Source organism: Sandarakinorhabdus limnophila DSM 17366 (assembly GCF_000420765.1).
GTDB lineage: Bacteria > Pseudomonadota > Alphaproteobacteria > Sphingomonadales > Sphingomonadaceae > Sandarakinorhabdus > Sandarakinorhabdus limnophila.
The window spans coordinates 207,388-226,512 of the sequence record NZ_ATVO01000007.1 but is presented as its reverse complement, the minus strand read 5'-3'; the positions used below and the strand labels follow the sequence as shown (position 1 = coordinate 226,512).

Genomic DNA, 19,125 nt, shown 5'->3' with positions numbered 1-19,125 from the left:
CAGCAATAGTGGTAAAGATGCCCGAGTTTGCAACCGTAACCGCGCCGCCCGCCGTCACCGCAGCATTGACCGTCAAGCCTGTGCCCGTGAACGCAAGGGCACCCGTCAGCGAGGTCGCGCCATTAATGGTCGTGAGGCCAGTACCCGCGCTTTGCGCCAGGCTAGCAGCCTTAAAGGCTGCGCCAATGGTGACATCCTTCGCCGAAACCAGCGTCACAGCGCCCAAGGCGCCCGTGTCAGAACCGGTGTAAGCTGCACCACCAACAATGCCAGCAAAGCTCACATCGCCCGTGCCCGCCGTAATCGTCAAGGTCGCAGGGGTCGCTACAAGAGCTGCAGCCGAGTTCAACGTCGAACCAAAGCTGACGGCCCCGTTGCTAGTTGTCAGAACAGTTGCAGCGCCTAGGGTCAGAGCATCAACGTAGCTCTGAGCGCCACTGGTGATCACAGTCCCGCCGTTAAACAGCGCCGTGCCACCGCCATCAACCTTAAGCGAAGCAAGCGCTACTGTGCTTCCGATGGCGCCCGTAAAAGTCTTCGCGCCACTGCCGGTGACCGTCAGTGCGCCAGCGGTAACGCCGCCATCGATTGTCTGACCGAAGGAAATGTCCGTGCCGGTCAGTATGGTGGAGGCGCCCACGGTTACGACATCGGCATAACTCTGCGCGCCACTGGTGGTTACGCCGCTGCCGTTCAACAGCGCGGTGCCGCCGCCATTGACCGTCAAAGAAGCAAGCGCAGTTGTACCGCCAACGGCCCCCGCAAAGGTCGTCGCACCGCTGCCGGTCACCGTAAGCGCACGCTTAGTCAATGCCGCATCACTGTCGATCATCTGACCGAAGGAAATATTGGTACCGACTAAAACTGCATCGGCATTAAGGACCAGCGATCCGTTGTAGCCTTGCGCACCAGTTGTATCGATGTCACCGCCGACGAAGACGGTGCCGCTGTTGCTAGCCGACAGCGAGGCAGCCTTAACGCTCGAGCCGAAGGTCGTCGCGCCAGTGCTCACGAGGGTCAGCGACCCGAGGCGCGTAGTCCCGCCAACCGCACCAGTCAGCGTCACGTTGCCACTGCCGGTGCTAATAGTCAGGTTCTTGGCGCCATTTACCGTGCCGGAAAACAGCACTGTACCATTGTCGGTTGTAGACAGAGCTGTGGCGTTGCCGAGCGTCGCGTTGCCGGTATATGTCTGCCCGCCGCGGGTCGTGATCACGCCGGTATTGATTAGCGTGGTGCCCGTCACGGTGAGCGCCTGCAGGCCGGTGATGTTGTCGAGTGTATCGCTTGCGTTACCCAGCACAGCATTGCCAGTGATCGTCAGGGCGAAATTGCCGCCGCCGCTGACGGTGCCACCCGTGGTAATCTGCGTGCCTGTGAGGTTGATATTGGCTCCGACATTCAGCGCAGTATTATACACTTGGGTTGTCGCGGTAGTCACATTTGCTAGTAGCGTGGCCGAGCCGGCAGGCAGGGTCGATGCGGCGTTGATTGCAAACGAACCTACCTGGATGGTGTCGGTAGCACTGGCCAGGCCGGTCGTATTAACGCCAAGCGCGCCAAGCATGGCCAGCGAACCAACCTTGGTGCTGAAGGTGACGTTTCCGGTTCCAGAGCCGAGCGTCAGGGATGCTGGCGTAGCGCTGCCATCGCCGTCGAGCAGGCCGACAAAATTGATGTTGCCGTTAGCCGAACCCATCGCAACATTGCCAGTAACAACCACAGGCGTAGCAAAACTGATATTGCTGGCCGTGGTGGTAATGTCCCCGGCGATACGGCTCGATCCAGCACCGGTCTGGCTTAAACCACCAGCCGCGATCAGGTCGCCATCGGCGCTGGTAGTAAACGTTCCGGCATTGACTACAGTCATCGCAGCGGTACTTGAAAGCGGACCATTAATGGTCAGCTCGTTGCCGGTAAATAAGAATGCTCCGCTGAGGGTAGTTGTCCCCGAGAACAGCGACGTTCCGGTTCCTGCCGATTGCACAAAGCCTGCCGCGGCCACATTTCCAGAGAAGGTGACATTGTTGGCCGAAGACACCGCCAAGCTATTAAGCGCGGCGGTCGTGCCCACGTTGCCGCCAAAACTGATACTGCCAGTGCCGGCCGTCATGCTGAGATTACGCGCTGCGCTATCACTGTTCAACGTGCTGCCGAAAGTGATCGAGCCGTTGCCGACGCCGGTTGTGATCGTCCGGTCTGAATTGGTGAGCACAACTGGCCCTGTGAAGCTCACATTTCCGCCCGAAGTCGCACTCGTGCCTTGATCAACGCCAGCATTTATATTGCCTGCCATGCGGATAAGGGCGCCCTGGAGCGAGACATTGCCAGCCGCAGCGCCTGCCCCCTTGCTGGTCAGCGCACCAGATGTAAGGGTGCCGCCAGCAACCAACGAGATTGAGTTACCCGTGGCGCTGCTCGCTGCTGTATCGCCAGCAGAAGTTACGGCGCCCGTTGTCAGGGCCCCGGTCGTCTGGATGGAGATTGCGCCGCCTGCTTTATAGGCACCCGACGCGTAAGTAACATCGCCCGCCGTCGAAATGTCGGCTGACGAGGAACCGAGGCTGGCGAGATTGACCGCGGTAAAGCTGCCGCCGCGCGTCGAAATATTTTCAAGGACAGTTGCGGCCCCAGTTGCCAAAAGCGTGATATTGCCACCGCTCGTTGCAAGCCCAGTCCAGCCCAGATTTGCTGCCGTACCGCCATTGATGGCGAAGGCGTTTGAGCTGGCAAACTTAAACTCTTCGCCAGTACCCAAAACTCGAGCGGACAGGCGACTAATGTTATTGCCGGTGTCAAGCAGGGTTACAGCGAGCCCGGCATCGACCAGAAGACCGCCCGCATTAATGGCGTTTGTTCCAGAGCCATTGGCTTGGAGCACCTGGCCAGCGCTAGCGATTAACTTGACCGTCCCGTCAATGCCCGCAGCCCCAGAGCCGTCTGCCGCGCCTGCACGCGCACCAATCGCGCCGGAAACGGTTAAAGAGCTGCCGGATGCTGTGAGCGTAATGTTGCCGGCATTGCCGCCCTGCCCGTCACTGCTCGCAGCCGCGCTCGCGCCTGTCGTGATGATATTGCCCACAACAAGGTTTCCAGCACTCCCGGTGCCGGTGGTGGTCAGTGTGACAACGCCGGATGTTACGACGTTGGACGAACTACGCGTATCGATCGTCGTGCTGCTAGCGTTAATGCTTGGCGCGGTAATGGTGATGAGCGCGCCACCCGTGGTGATGCCGGTCGGGTTTACCGCGCCAATCGTAAGTGCAGTGTTGGTCGTCAGGACGACCGCACCCGTTGCCGACGACGCGAAGGTTGAGATCTGGTTCAGCGGTGCGCTCTGCGCGTTGGCCAAGTTTAGCGTGAACCTGCCTGCCCCGCTAAGGCCAAGCTTTGAAACAATGATGGCGCCGGTCTGCGTGACAGCATCGCCAGCCAACAGGACCGCGGATGCGCCCGTCTGCAATGAGCCAACAATAAAGCCGTTTGTGTCGCTTACCCGAACAGCCCCGCCCGTACCGGTTGTGGTATTTTCAGTGGCCGTGCTGCCTGCGGCGGCGGTGTCGGCTGCGTTGCGTACCGACACATTGAGCGTGCCTATATCATTGCTGGCATTCGTCAGGATGACGCCGGCACCAGCATTGGAAAGCGTCTTTATCGTCAGATTGGTTGCTTCGACCAAACCGCTGCCGAGCACATTTGTGGCGTCGGTATCAATAACACCGCCCGACGTGAGCGTCACAGTGCCTGCCGACTGGATCTGGCTGACAGACATCCCGTTGGTGTCAAAATAGCTGATTGCACCGCTGCCGGCCGCTGTATCGGCCGCATTGCGCGACAAGAGCTTAACATACGCCGCGTTATTCGACATGTTCGCGAGCGAAATAGAGCCGTTGTTGCGGGTCTTAACGCTTAGGGCGTTGACCGAGATGGAAGAGCCAAGGCCAACCTGTTGGACCTGACCAACGGCGCTGACGGTCAACACGCCGGAGCTCGTCATGTTGGAAAGGTCAACCGTGCCGCCCGATGTGACGTTTATCGCACCCGTGCCGGCCTCGTAATAGAAGTATTGACCCATCACGAGGCCGCCAGTCCCGCTGGCTGTGACATTGATGCTACCCGCAGAGCCAGTCCGCAGATAGAGAATGTCATTGAGTGAACCCGTGGAGTGCGTGACCGTAGCGCCAGAAACAGTCATGTTCCCGCTTGTCGAAAGCACGCTCTTCGACAGGATTACTTCTTTGTCGGCATTAACTGTAACCGCACCCGAGCCGGTGGTAATGGTCTGGTTGACCTGAACTGTCCCGTTGGAGCCGGTGACGAAATTGCCGATTAGCGTGACGTTGCCCGTTGTCGTGGTCAGCGTCCCCGGCGTCGTTAGGTTGCCGTCCTTTGACTGGAAGTAAATATTTCCAGAGGTCGTTGTCAGATTTTCTGGCGTCAGCACAAGCTGCGTGCCCGCAATAGCGGTGATTGACGTGGTGACAGCGAGCTTTCCGGTCAACGAGTTCAGGCTCAGGCCGTTAATGTCACCGATAGAGGCTGCTGCGCCTGTAGCCGTGAGCGTCACCTGCCCCGTAAAATCGTTGAGCATGCTTGACAGGTCAATGCTGCCCGTTCCGCCCGTAACTTGCGCGGTCGTGGCAAAGACTTTGGATGCAGAGGTCTGGCTTACGCCAATGCCCTTCAGGACCAGGTCAACCCCCGCGGCATTCACCGTGGTTCCGACTAGACGCAGTTCGCCATCGGTGGTTTCGATCTGCGAGCCGGCGCCGGCGGTGACGTTTCCTATGAGGGTAAGGCCGGCCGCGGCGCCGCCCGCGCCGCCTTTGTCCGAAATGGTCAGCGCGCCCGTGGTGGTAAACGCACCCAGATTGTCGACACGGGTGTTGGTGGCAACGACACTGCCTGCATTGCCGTATAGCGTTGCCGCCGAGATGATGCCCGTGCCCGCGCTCTGCGTCACCGCGCCAGAAAGCGCGCCGCCGCTTACGCCCAAAGATACGCCGCCAGCTACAGCGCTGACAATGTTAAGCGTTGCGTTGGCGGCGCTACGCAAGACGATTGCAGACTCTGAATTGCTGTCCGTCGTGATAGTGCCGCCAAGCGTAATGGCATTCGTACCACCACCGCCACTGACGGTGATCGTTCCACCCATGGTAGAGACGCCACTGCCATCAGCATTGATGCTTGATCCGGAGGATTGGCTAATCGTTTCCCCTCCGAGAAAGATGTCGCCGCTTGCCGTTATGTTGTGCGTGCCAATTACAAGGGTGCCCACAGCGCCCGTGCTCTTCGCGGTTGCGATGCGAATGCCGCCCGTGCTCGTCTGCGCACCCGCAATGGTGAGGCCGCCCGTCGTGTCGGCAATGTCGAGGTCATACTGCGTGCCCTCGACGTTGGTGACGTTGGACAGGTTCAGGGTGTCGATCTTGTTCTGGTTCGCCAGCACGACCGACCCGCCGACGGCGGTAGTCACCGTCCCGATGTTCAGTAACGCCGTTTGAATGACCGAATTCTGTGCCTGCGTGACATTGCCAGTGATCGCAAAGCTGTTATCGCCGAGGATAAGGCCGCCCGCCGTCGTGACATTCGGCAGCATCAGCGCGGTGGTCCCGCGCACCGTGATCGCGGTCGATGTTGTGTTAGCCGTTGCCAACGTACCAGATAGGGTGATCGCGCCAGCCGCTGTGCCGTCACTACCCGTCAGCAAGATGGTACCACCGTTGGTGCCATTGCTCGGCGTAGTACCGTTGAGGGAGCCGGTTGCACTAATGGTGCCGCCGCTCTGAGTGATGCCACGGCCAGACAGGACAATGTTGCTGCCCGCCGTGGCAAGTTCGCCCGCTGAAACCCCAAAGCCGGCAAGGTTAAGCGCACCGTTGACAGCCGTCAGCGTAATTGCGCCGTCAGACGTCTTGATGTCACCCGATAGCAGAAGGCCAGCCACATTGCGGAAGGTAAAGGTTGCAGGCGTGGCTGCGATGCCTGTCGCGACATAGAAGGGACCAACTGAGGCGACGTTGTTGTTGTTGTTGAAAGTCACCGACGCACGCGCGGCTGGAGCCGTGGCCGCTCCGCCGGCCGCACCGGCGGCGCTTTGCCCCGAAACAGCGCCCGTTGACGTCAGCACCGAAGCACCGGATTGAGTTATGGCCTTGCTTGCATGGAACTGAATGCCGCCCGTGCCCGACGTGATATTGCCACTCAGCGTAAGGTCATATGTGCTGCTCGCAGCGACAAGGTTGACGCCCTTGCCAGCTGTGATCGCCACGCCACCTTGCGCGCCAGAAGCAGTAATAAGACCGGCTGCGTTATTGGAGAAGGCGCCCCCTGCATGAAACGTGACCGTTCCAGCCGTCGCGGTCGACGTGACCGCCCCGTTGATGTTCATCGCCTGGCCGTTGAACGTTGTCGGATTCTGATAAAAGAGGCCACTGGTCAGCAAGATATTGCCGCCAGAGGTCATTGCGCCTGTCAGCGTAAGGGTGCCGTATGCCGCCCCGGTGATGGTGCCGCCAGCGTTGATAGCCGCGCCAAGGGTCATGTTTCGAAAGTTTTGCGCTACAGTCGACTGGTTCTTTCCGCTTTCCAGCGTCACGGACCCGGTTGCGGTGACCGTCCCGAGGCCGGAGTTATCAAGATGGCCCCAGCTCTGTACGAAAGCATTCCCTGTCGCGGAAATTGCTCCCTGAACGCTCAGCGTATTGGTATTACCGCCTTCTGCCGCCTGTAAAGTTATGTCCTTGGAGGCCGCAGTGGTCGTCACACTGCCGGTGTTGGCGACTGTGAGGCCAGTGTTAGCCTTTATGAAGACCGTACCGGTTGTTGACGTCACCGCGCCGGCAATTGAGATGCCCTGCGATGTCGTTGTCATCGTAACATTGCCAGCCGCCGTCACCGAACCTGTCGAACTCACGGTCTGCGTGTTGTTGCTCATCAGGGTAAGGGCACCCGTTGTCGAGGCGAGCGCACCTGAAACGGTAAGTGTGTTATCCGTCCGAAGACTTAAAGCACCGCCGGCGGTCAAATTCGTAACGGAAGTAAAGCTGCTGCCTGACCGGTCCAGCGTGATCGACCCGCCAACTTTGCCAGTAAGCGCCACCACGTCGACATCGTTCTGCTGGGTGACGTTACCGGCAACATTTTCTGTCGCCCAACCAACGGCCACGGTGGAGGCTGCACCAGCGCCCGCCGAAACAGCGGTCACAGTCGCAAAATATTTGCTGCCCGATGCCGCAGCAGCATTCGCGCCCGTAATCGTTTCGGTCAAGGCACGGCCAAACATGTCGGTGCCGGTCACAGTAAAGGTGCGCGCGCTATCATCCGCGGCGCTCGTGATGACAATGCGGTTGCCTGTTGATGATGTCGCCACGTTGCTGGCGGCCGCGCTGCCATTGATCGTGACCGCACCGCCTGCATCGGCGACAGCCTGGCTTGCAGAAACCGCTGTCGTAACCGCATCAGAGCCGAATTGCAGCGAACCGAAAGTGACCTGGTAACCCAGCTGAACGTTATTAGAATTCTGAATTAAATAAGTATTGGAATTACTTGAGGACTGCTGCGTGCCGCCCGAAAATGTAATGTTTCCGCCTCGGGCGCGGAGTATGAGATTTCCTGCCAACGAATTTATGTTGCCATCGGATGTTATGGAAGATCCTTCCAGCACAACCGTGTTGCCATTTGTATTGGAGGCGACGTTCAACGAACCCTGCGTCGCGATTCTAATGGCATTACTGGTCGTGCCCTCATCGAGCCGACCAGACTTGTTCAGATTGTTACCTTCTGTGTCGGCATCGAAGAGTGAGAATGACCCATATCGCACGACGCGGTCAATTTGACGGAACTCATTATTCGGATTGGTCAGCGTGATGTTGCCGGTGGTTCCATCGCGCGCCCTGAGCGTAACCTGGCCGACCTTTAAGGCCGTTCCAGAATTCTGAGAGACGCTACCCCCGAACCAGTTCCAAAAACTGTGCCCCGTGCTTGGAACGTTATAATGTGAGTCGTCGCCGATAACGAGCCCGCCGCGCGAAGCTAAAGTGCCCGCCGTGACATTTCCAAGAATAGTACTAGATCCGCCGCCGTGAATTAAAACCGACGAAGCCGACGTATTGCCGGCAAATATGTTGCCTTTTAAATCAATAATACCGCGGTTGTTCGCATTGTTATAGTCATATCCATAGATAATAACTTGATTTGTTGACGTAACATTTGATGAGACGCCTTGAGTAACCCCGAGACCGGTTAGCGTCACATTACCCGCGGTCGACGTAATATTGAAATTGCCGAGAATAAGGGCGCCATTACCAGTTGCGATATCGATCGTCGTTGCCGTCACATTGCCCGTCAGCGCCATACCCGCCGTGTGGCCCACAGCTCTCACGGTCAGACTGCTGCCCACATCGAAATCACCGAGCGTGTCAATTTTGTTGGCTGTCGAGGTGATAGAAATCGAGCTTGCAGACGATATGCTCAAATTGGCGATATCTATTTTATCTGTCTGGATAAAGACATCAGCCTGAGAAAACGCACCCGAAATTTTGTCGGATGCCGCAAGCCCGACAGAGACATTCGCCGCTGTCGCATTTGTGGCCACAACGCTGTTAATCGTCTTGTAGGTCTTGGTCGACGTCACGCTGCCGGCAGAGGTGCCAGACACGGTTTCAGACTGCGCATTACCGCTAGCATCGGTGCCGGTGATGACAAAACTGTTGGTCGTCTCATCGCCTGTAAATTTTAATTTCAGCGCCTGGCTCGTCCGCAGGCGCAGTCCGCTGTGCAGCAATGTCAAAGACCCGCCGGCGCTAACGCTTTGCGCGGGCGCAACGGCGACGTCGGAGTCGACAATGCCCACCTGAAGGGTGCCGAGGCCCAGAGTGCCGTTATTGATGTTAACGGTAGAGAGATTGACCGCGCCAGCATCGGTGATGAGAACCGCCGGCGTGCCATTTGTATCGGCATTGGTCGTCGACAGGAGCGCATATTGCGTGATGGTATTACCACCGCCAAACATCCGGATCTTACCTGACCCGGCATTGTAAACGCTGGTAGACTGATTGGACTGGTTATCAATGCCGCCAAGGCCCGTGAGCGTGATCGCCCCGTTGGAGGTCAGGATGCTGCTGTTGTTTTGCGTCGCCGACAGCAGCCCCTTGGTTGAAATCGTCACTGCCCCGCCAGCGGTCGTCGTTGTGCCGCTGATCGTCAGTTGCGTAGTGGCGCCTGTTGCCGACACCGACACTGGCGCGCCGCTCTGCGTAAGCGTCACGTTCATGTTGACGGACAGGGCCGAGCCAGAACTTGAAGAGAGCTGGTAGCCGCTTGCGCCGCTATAAAATTGGACGGCGCTGCCATTTGTTGCGAGGGCCATCGATCCGCTGCCGCCCAACGACACAAGGCTCTTGGCCGAGATGCTGCCTGCGAAACTCAGGTTGCTGACGCTGGAGAGGGAGATGTCGCCAAGTGCGGTCGCGCTGCCCGACGTGCCGCCGCCAATGGTGCTGACGATCGTAACAGCGCCACCCGAACCACTGGCTGTGTTAAAGCTCAGATTGTTGAATTCGCCTGTCCTGCTGAAGAGCGTCGAATTGAGGCTGATCGCCCCGGTGCCGCGCGTGAACGTGACGGGCGCATGCAATTCCGTATTGATCGGGCTGGCGACGCCATTGTTGAGCGTGAACTCGCCGTTTCCGCCGCTGGTATCGATAACAACCGGCGTATTATCGGCCTGCGTTAATACATTCCCGATGTTAAGCTTGGATGTCGTCGCGATGCGGACACCCGTTGTCCGGCCGCCGATGCTGGTGGTGCCGTCTGTTTTAAGGTTTGCAAGAATATCAGTTGTGACTGCCGAAGTTACATCCAGTGAGTAGAGCGCAGCAGTCTGGCCAACCCCACCGCCGAGGCGTACGTTACCTGCACCCGCCCGAAGGGTCAGCGCCTTCAGCGCCGACGCGGATTCCGAGTCCACTGTCCCGAGAAGGAAGATGTAACCGGTCGTCGCGCCCGTATCGATTGTGACGTGCTCGCTGAGCGTAACGCGGCCACTTGCCGTGATGTTGCCGCCAAGGCCCTGCGCCGCGACGCTGGTGCCGCTGAACTCACCGCCAATGGCGGTCAGGTTACCGCGCAGGATGGTCCGGTTGGCGCCAGTCGTGCTCAACGTAATCGAAGCAGAGTTACCGCCGTTGTCGAGCCCGGTGCCACCGGCGCCAGGCGTGTCGTCGCGCTGCGGTTGGCCACCCGATGTCGTAATGGCGCCGACCGAAACGTTGCCGCCCGAGGAGCTGATGTTCACTGTCGCCGCGTTACTACCATCGGCCACGTCGTTCGCCGCGCCGGTGGTCGTAACGTTGTTCAGCGTAACCCCGGCTGCACCAGCGACAGTAACCGAACCCGAAGTCGTGCCTGTGTTCGCAATGGCCGTAGTGGTTATGTTCGCACCAGCGGCCGCAGTGACGGCTCCACTGGTTGACGTGATGCTAACATTGCCGCCCTGGGTAACAATTGACGTAGCAATATTCACAGCAGTTGCTGAAATCGATACCAGACCGCTGGCCTGGCCGGCGTCGCCACCCTGCCCCGTAATTGCCTGCGCACTCACGCCGAGCGTAATGGCATTCGCCGCGCTGGTTAGCGTAATAGCTCCGCCGCCCGTCACCGTGCTGAACATGGTGTCGCGGGTAATGTTGTTGATCCGGATAAAGCCGGGCTTATCAGCAGAAAGCGTCACGTTGCCGGCGACCGAAAAGGCGCCAGTCAAATCAATGTTGCCGTCAGAGCCTACGGAACTAGTAATTGACGCCGAACCTTGCGAAGTAAAGGCCGAAGTGCTGGTGACGCTCCCCGCCACTTCGATGGTCGCGCCACCCGTACCGGCAGTGATCGCTTTGAGTTCGGTATTGCCAGTGCCCTTCAGATTGATCGATCCACTACTCCCAGAAGTGGCGGTGACCCCTGAAGAGAAGATATTGGACGCATTTGAAGCAGCGACATTACTGTTGGTGGCCGACGTGGTCAGCGTCGCAAGCGTCTTGGATTCAACATACCCGCTGAGCGCAATGCCACTTACAGCACTGACGGTTAGCCCCTTGGAAAGCAGGCGGATATTGTTGGCCGCGTTGAGCGACACCGAACCCGAGGCCGTTGCGCTTGAGCCATCCGCCGTTCGGCCAGCTTCAAGCGTTAGGGCGCCGGACAGAGCCAGAATATTGGCATTGATGACCACATTGTTTGCGGCCCGCAGCGTCAGGTCATTGGAGGTGACCCAGCTGATATCGCTGGCGACCGTGATGTTTCCGCTCTCTTCGCCGGTTGATCCAGTGGTCACAACGACATTGCTGGTTTCAAGTAGGCTTCGTATCGTTGAGACGGTGAGGATGGATCCGGTGGCCGAGGCGTTAGTGCCTGTTACACCCGTGTCCGTACCAGTCGCCTGGATCGTCAGATCATAGGGATCCAGAAGCAGCGTGCCCGTCTCGCCCGCAGCAGCTCGCAGATCGACTGAGCCAGTGAAATCGAGCCATTGCTTGCCGGAAACTTCTGCAAAGCCGCCATTCCCGCCGGCCACGCCACCACGCGCGGAAATATTGCCCGCGTAGCGCGTTGCCTTGTCCGACCACACGACCACCTTGCCGCCGTCACCGGCGTTCAATGCGTCGGCAGAGATTGAAGCACCCGCTGCAACCACTGTGGTGCGGGCATTAAGAAGGCCTGCGTCTGCCCCCTGGAAGCCGCCACCAATGTTGATCGCGCCGCCACCGGAACGGCCGGACGCGTCGATTTTGGCGGTATCAGCGATGACCAAATCGCCACCGGTGATGTCGATCTGCCCACCAAGTCCGGACAGGTTCTGTACGGAAACAGAACCACTTGCTTCAACGCGGCCGGTGATGCCGCCTTCAATCTTGACCGAAGCTGCCTCAATTTGACCGCCGGCGACAATCCGGTTGGTTCGGCCATTGCCGGAAACGACGATCGCCTGAGCCTGCTGCAGCTTTGAAGCGATGGCGCTGTCCACCAGCCTGCGTTCGGATGACAAGGTCATGATAACCCGCCCATCCTGGGCTGCAATCATGCCACGGTTTTCAACCAGCTGATCAACCACAGCGGCATCAACCTGCACCGACACGAGGCTGTTGCCGGCCAAATCAAGCGTCAGCACATCGCCGCCTGCAAGCGCGACTGTGCCCATGCGGGCCGAAATGAGACCCTCGTTGCGCACGGTTGACGCCAGCAACGCGGCATAGCCGGTTACAACAATCTCACCTTCATTGGTAACGGCAGCTTCAGAGCCATTCTTCTTGAAGACGTAGCGACCGGCGTTGAAATCATCATCCGACAATGAAAGCGTGCTGGCGACAATTCCGGCCGCATTGATACGGCTGGTAGCGCCAAACAACACACCATTCGGGTTGAGCAGGAAAATCTGCCCGTTCGATGTCAACGAACCAAAAATCTTGCTGGGGTCATCGCCAACGACCCGGTTCAGCGTAATCGACGCGCTGTCGGGCAATGTGAATTTTACGCTCGAACCGGCAGAAATATCAAACGACTGCCAATTGACCACGGCCTTGTGGGTCGATTGAACGATGTTCATCGCCGATCCGGTCTGCGAAATAACCGCCCCGCCAGACGCAACGACCCCGCCCGAGGGCAAGTTTTGTGCCGCAACAGGGGAAACCAGGATGAGCGAAAGCGCGCTATTGGCCAGGAACGCTCGCTTCAGCCCGAACGCCCGAGCGGGCGCCGGGTTCTCTACAAAATTCGATTGCAGCATATTTTTCTCAAAAATCAGAATGCCACCCTGGCGCTGATCCACGCCTTTGTTCTGTCATTGAAAGAGGCCGGCGAGTTTATCGGGTGCGCAACCGACGCATCGATCAGCAACACCCGCGCAACTTGCAAAGCTGCCCCGACACCAACGCCCTGCAGCAGGCTCGGGCGGTTTGCCGCGACGCCGTACACTTTGCCAAAATCGTAAAAGGCCGAAACTCTGAGCACCGGCGCGAACCGATGCTCGAACGTGGCGCGACCAACCACACCAGAACGTCCCGAGACGTCATCATCATTGCTGGCGGCCATGACACCGTTCGAACCATTGACCATCAGGAATTGCGATGGGTCGAGCTTGTTTGAGCCTATCTGTCCGGTGATGCGCAGGGACAACGCATCGCGCATTGTCAGTTGTTGGCGACGCTGAAGATAGGCTGAAACCCGACCAAAGCCGCCATCGCGACTGGCTTGACCGGCCACAAGGCTTACGCCAAGCGCGGAACTGCCGCCGGCAAGAAACGCATCGGCTTGGCTCACATCAAGCGCGATCGACCCGTAAGCCAGGGATCGGTTGTTGACCAATGTTTCCACTTGGTCCGAAAACCGGCGATAGCCCCCTTCGATACTCAATTGGACTGCGCGGTCGGACTGGAGCACCAAGGGGTAACGCAGACCCACAATTGCGGCCGCGCTGTTGCCTTTGATTGAAACCGGCGTTTTCAGGAGGTCGTAGTGCAGCCCCGACACTGCGAGGTTCGCCGAAAGTCCACTGGTGCCGATCGGCAGATTATAGGCGGCACGCCCATATTGCACTCCCGGCGAAGCGAGAGCCAACAGTGCCAGATCATCGCCAAACGCCACAATCGGATGCAAATTGGCACTCAGGAGCAACCGCTGCTGGCCAGAACGCGCCGACCCGGCGTTATCGATCACCGCACTGAAGCTCTGATCCTGACGAAGCTCGGATAACACCACAACAGAAGATGTGGCCTCCGCCGACCCTGCACGCAGAAGCGTGCGAATCGAGCCGCCCGGCAATTGGTTGACCAGAAGAGTGCCGCGCTCGATCCTGCGCAAGTCCAAAGGGTCGCCCTGCTTTAGCCCTGCCCCGACATAGGCGCGCACGCGATCGTCATGCCCGCCGGCTGCCGAAGGATCGATTTCAATACGATCAAGCCGACTTTCCACAACCTGGATCCGCACGATCCCGTTCAACACATCCTGCGTGGGAAGGACCACGCGGGCAAAAAAGCCGCGCTCCTGATAGAGCTTCCCGACCAAATCCGCGGCATAGTTGAGTTCAGCCAGAGTAAGCTCCTGGCCCACAAAACGCTGAAGCGGCGCAGCAAGATCAGCGGCCTTCAGAAGGCTGTTCCCTTCAAAGACAAAACTCTGGACGCCGACCTTTGCGCCCGAGGCCTGTTGAGGCTCGGCGACGGTGATCGCCTTGCGCGGCTTCACCGCCCGCTTCGGTATAGCAGGCGGCTCAACCTGGCGGAGCACCTGTGCGCCGGCATCATTGGGCTGTGTTTGCGCAAAGGCTGCTGATGCTCCTGCGAGCATCAGCAGCCCACCCGAAACAGCCACGGATAATTTATCCAATATCGTACGCACAGGCAGACCTTTCAACGAATACATTCAATCAGTTAGCGGGAACTTCGTCACGCTTCAGGCCGCCTTGGTCTGACGTGTATAGATTTCTGTAATGAGCCCCAACGACGCCTGATGAAGATGGATCAACCCCAGCGCTCCGCTCTCGTTGAGTTCAGCCAGAATCTGCGGTGAAACAGCCTTCAACTTCGCTTCGGTAACCATCTTGAAGCCACGGTAGACAGAGGACTGTCCGTCCCCGTCACGCTTCACAGTGAATTCGCCGTCCGACAGCAGGTCATGCTTTTCCAGCATCTCAACAAATGCGGCGGTCTGCCGGCTGGCAATTTCGAATTGCTCGCAGAAATTCAGGATCGATTTGCACCGATCAGATGGCTCTTCCCCCGAGAACAAGGCGTCGCCCTCGTCAAAGGTGCCAACCAAATTCGATGTGGGGTCAAAGCACAGAGAAAGATCATCACCCTTCGGATCCAGCCGAGCCAGCAGGAACGGGTAACGACGCACATAGGCGGGAATATAAAGGCTTGGCTCAAATCCGCCCTCAGCGTCGAGGAACGCATTCACACCTTCGTTCAACCCCATCAAAGCCAAAGGAAAAGGCTTTTCTGATGCGGAGAAAATGATCGGGTAGCTGCGCTGCGCCTTTACGAATTCATCGGTCATCAGCGGAACCGCATGCTGCTTAATCAACCAAGACGCCTTGTCCGTTGTGCGAGCACGCGAGGCGGCATGGACGTTCGAGTTCAGCGCCACCAGCTGCTTGTAGAACAGCGGGAGAGCCTGGATTTCCTGTTTCTTTAATATATCCACCGAATGACCAACCTTAAAAAATGGAACAGTTATGATAAAAAGTTAACTGAGAGTAAATTTTAACACTACATAACTTAAAGATAACTATTAAAACTTGGCACTCAAAGGAATTATCTTTTATGAGACGTTCATTTTGCCGTCAAGAGCTATTTGGCACTTGACAGTGTCAAATTTTTTCGAAAAAATTGCGTATTATAGGTTAATATGTGGCGTATTCCAAACAGCAGCAGTTAGCGGCCAAACCGAACATTGGAGTATATCCAAAAATTGACGGTGTTGGCGGCTCGCATCAGAAGATTTTAAAGGAAAATGTCAGCTTTATACGTAACAATTTACTTTAATTTACGCGAGAAGCATCTTGCCCAGTCCATTTCATCAGAAGATCAATGGGCATCATAAGCGCGCCTCAGAGACGCGTCGTCGGATCGTCCATGCTGCGATCGAGCTTATGCGTGAGGAAAACATAAATCCCACGGCTGAAGAAATTGCAGTGCGCGCCAACATCGGTCGACGTTCGGTGTTCCGCCACTTCAAAAACATGGAAGGGCTTATTCAATTAATTACCCTCGAACTCGCGAAGCCGCTAGCGATTGTCCCGACCGCCCTCAAAAGCAGCGATTGGCAAGGCCAAATATACGAGATTATGAACCGACGGCTGGCTATGTTTGAGCTGTTTATGCCTTTCCAACGTGCATCAGAGGCGCATCGACACTCATCGCCCACCCTGCAGGCCATTTACGAGGCCTATATTTCATCCATGCGTTCACGGCTCACCCGTGCCCTGCCCCCTGAGATATCAAATCAGCAGCCATTGTTGGAAGCAATCGATGTCGCGCTGAGCCTTGAAGCCTGGCAAACCCTTCGCGTGAAGCAGAAGCTCTCTGTGGCGAATTCTAGTGCCGTTGTTGAGACGCTTTTGTCGCACCTCCTGTCCCCGTACCCTAATGGCCCCTGCGTGCCACCGGATGTCGCGGGCGGATGAATATGCGGCGTAAGGATCTGACCGGCCCCCACCGATTGGTCCACGTTGATTGTTAGTGCATAGCCACCTGAGGGTCCCCCGGTTTTGTATCCGCGCATAATGTCAGTTTCCGGCCTTCATCTGCCGGGGTTAACCCCGGCAGATTGACGTGCACCCCTGAATTGGCGCCATTTTTGAGTAGAGTCCGTTTCTCGAGGATCGGTGGCGATGCTGCCGGTGCGGATGGTATTACAATAGGCCATTGCCCCCGCGCTCGTGGCGGTGATGTCGCATATAATGCGGAACTTGTGAGACGCCGGCACCAGCAATTCGTAACGCGTATAGGCGCTGTCGTCGGTTTGAACGGGTGCAGTACGTGCCGGTCCCGCAACGATCACCGCCAGAAGAATGACCGCCCTTGCTGCTGCATGCTGGAAGCCCGGCCGTGGTAATGCGTGCATGGTCTTGCCCCCCTGGCGCTGGTTGCGCCCTGTTGTAACGCTAGCTGGCCAGCGCCAGTTCCGTCGCTTCGGCAATGGCGCGCTTGGCGTCGAGCTCCGTCGCTTCGCTGGCGCCGCCAATCAGCTTCGACTTCATTCCCCGCGCCACCAGTGCATCATACAGCGCCCTTTCCGGCTCCTGTCCGGCGCAGATGATCACCGTGTCCACCTCGAACAGGCGCGGTTCACCATTTACGAGGGCGTGCAGGCCGTCATCATCGATCTTCAGATAGGTAACCCCGCCCATCATCTTCACGCCGCGCCGCACCAGGCTGAGCCGATGGGTCCAGCCGGTGGTACGGCCCAGCGACTTGCCAGGCGCGCCGTCGCGGCGTTGAAGGATCACCACCTCGCGGTCGGCCTTTTCAATCTGCGGCACCAGCCCGGTCACACCGCCGCGCGGGTGGTTGACGAAATCGACGCCCCATTCGCGGCAAAAGGTCGGGATATCCACGGCCGCAGAGGGGCCGGCATGGATAATCAGCGTCGCCACATCGAAACCGATGCCGCCCGCCCCCATGATCGCCACGGTGCGCCCGATCGGTTTGCGGCCCAGAATCGCGTCAATATAAGGCACGGCCTTGGGGTGATCGATGCCGGGAATATTGGGCGTGCGCGGACGGATGCCGGTGGCGACGATCACCTCGTCATGGCCGGCCGACGCCAGCATGTCAGCATCCACACGGGTATTGAGTTTCAGCGAAATGCCCAGCTTTTCGATCATCCGACTGAAATAGCGCAGCGTTTCGTGGAACTCCTCCTTGCCCGGCACCCGCTTGGCCAGGTTGAACTGGCCGCCGATTTCCGCTCCGGCATCATAGATCGTCAGCTTGTGGCCGCGCTGGGCCGCTTCCACGGCAAAGGCCAGCCCCGCCGGCCCGGCGCCAACCACGCCCAGATCGCGCGGTGTGGCGGCAGGCACCACCTGCATCAGCGTTTCATTGCAGGCGCGCGGATTGACCAGGCACGAGGTGAGCTTGCCCGTGAACGTGTGATCAAGGCAGGCCTGGTTGCAGGCGATGCAGGTGTTGATCTCGTCCTCGCGGCCTTCGAACGCCTTGTTGACCAGATCGGCATCAGCCAGCATCGGCCGCGCCATCGATACGAGATCGGCATGGCCGGCGGCCAGCACCTGCTCCGCCACATCCGGCATGTTGATGCGGTTCGACGTGATCATCGGCACGCGCACATGCTTCCTGATGCGCCCCGTCACTTCGGCAAAGGCGGCACGCGGCACCATGGTGGCGATGGTCGGCACCTGGGCCTCGTGCCAGGTGAAGTGCGTGCTGATGATGGTCGCGCCGGCAGCCTCCACGGCTTGCGCCAGCTGGATCACCTCCTCGCCCGACATGCCGCCTTCCAGCATGTCCATGGCCGGGATGCGGAAGATCAGGATGAAATCATTGCCCACGGCGGCCCGCGTGCGGCGGATCACCTCGACGGGGAAGCGCATGCGGTTCTCGAAACTGCCGCCCCATTCATCAGTGCGGGTGTTGGTCTTTTCGACCAGGAAGGTGGAGAGGAGATAGCCAGCCGAGCCGATGATCTCGACGCCATCATAGCCCGCCGCCTTCGCCTGCGCGGCGCAATTGGCGAAGTCATTGAGCTGCTTCTCGATCCCGTCCGCATCCAGCTCATTGGGCACGAAACGGCCGATGCGGGATCGGATGGCCGATGGCGCCACGCACGCCGCCGTGCCGGCGAGCGGCCCAGCGTGGAGGATCTGCATGACGATCTTCACATCCGGCGCAGCGGCGTGAACAGCCTTGGTCACGATGCTGTGCTGCGCCGCTTCCTCTGGCGTCGAAAGCTTGCCGCCACCGCCGGCTTCATGATTGGGCGCGATGCCGCCGGTGATGATCATGCCCACTCCGCCGCGCGCCCGTTCGGCAAAGAAGGCCGCCATGCGCTCGAACCCGCCTTCGATATCCTCAAGGCCGGTGTGCATCGATCCCATCAGAATGCGATTCTTGAGGCTGGTGAAGCCCAGGTCGAGCGGGGAGAAGGTGAGTGGGTATTTTGCGTGAGCCATGACAATGAGGCTATCAGTGGGCGGTGGGGGCGTCACCCTTGCCAGTAATCACAGGGCGCGCATGGGGCGGAGCCGCCGCGACTGCTGGAGCGCCCAAGGAGGGAAACAAGTGCGCGGCAAAGCCGCGCTGTCGGACGGCGCTCGCGGCGCTGCGATTTGGTGCCCCTGGCCGGACTCGAACCAGCACGGATTTCTCCACTCGATTTTGAGTCGAGCGCGTCTACCAATTTCACCACAGGGGCATTGCCGGGCCGGTTAGCGCATGGCGCGGGCAAGAGCAACAGGGCGGACCAATTGGCTGCGCCCGGCGCGCACGCAAAAAAATGAGGCTTTCGCGCAACACTATTGTGCCCCCTTGTCACAGCGCAACACAATTGGGCGATTCTGCCCTTTTCGCGGCGTAACATTTTCGCCATGAGGCGGTCTTTCAATCGCTA

Annotated in this window: 6 protein-coding genes and 1 tRNA gene; 1 reads left to right on the top strand and 6 read right to left on the bottom strand. The window is 58.6% G+C overall.

All coding sequences use genetic code 11. The features are described from left to right. The 3 genes from G566_RS0110570 to G566_RS0110560 form a co-directional block, all read right to left on the bottom strand. Positions 1 to 12,820: filamentous hemagglutinin N-terminal domain-containing protein (locus G566_RS0110570; RefSeq protein ID WP_022680641.1), on the bottom strand; the 12,820-nt coding region annotated here is incomplete at its 3' end. Beyond that, on the bottom strand, positions 12,793 to 14,412 hold the full coding sequence (locus G566_RS0110565; RefSeq protein WP_084706851.1) for a ShlB/FhaC/HecB family hemolysin secretion/activation protein: 1,620 nt from the start codon (positions 14,410 to 14,412) through the stop codon (positions 12,793 to 12,795). The genes G566_RS0110565 and G566_RS0110570, both read right to left, overlap by 28 nt. Positions 14,413 to 14,442: 30 nt before the next feature. Then, a complete protein-coding gene (locus tag G566_RS0110560; protein ID WP_022680639.1) occupies positions 14,443 to 15,195 on the bottom strand; it encodes a SapC family protein in 753 nt (250 codons plus the stop codon). A gap of 358 nt (positions 15,196 to 15,553) precedes the next feature. On the opposite strand from G566_RS0110560, the gene G566_RS0110555 reads away from it, so the two are divergent. Further along, the gene (locus G566_RS0110555; RefSeq protein ID WP_156874502.1) at positions 15,554 to 16,177 is read left to right on the top strand and encodes a TetR/AcrR family transcriptional regulator; all 624 of its coding nucleotides are present in this window, start codon (positions 15,554 to 15,556) and stop codon (positions 16,175 to 16,177) included. A 116-nt stretch (positions 16,178 to 16,293) separates the two neighbouring features. Here the strand turns inward: G566_RS0110555 and G566_RS15455 are convergent, their stop codons facing one another. The 3 genes from G566_RS15455 to G566_RS0110545 all read right to left on the bottom strand — a co-directional run bounded on the left by G566_RS15455 (position 16,294) and on the right by G566_RS0110545 (position 18,930). Next, positions 16,294 to 16,617 (bottom strand): hypothetical protein, encoded by a 324-nt coding sequence (locus tag G566_RS15455; RefSeq protein ID WP_156874501.1) that lies wholly within the window; start codon positions 16,615 to 16,617, stop codon positions 16,294 to 16,296. A 40-nt stretch (positions 16,618 to 16,657) separates the two neighbouring features. Further along, entirely contained in the window at positions 16,658 to 18,688 is a 2,031-nt protein-coding gene (locus G566_RS0110550) for an NADPH-dependent 2,4-dienoyl-CoA reductase (protein WP_022680637.1), read from the bottom strand. Positions 18,689 to 18,845: 157 nt separating this feature from the next. Continuing rightward, a tRNA-Leu gene (locus tag G566_RS0110545) sits at positions 18,846 to 18,930 on the bottom strand. Positions 18,931 to 19,125: the final 195 nt, after the last annotated feature.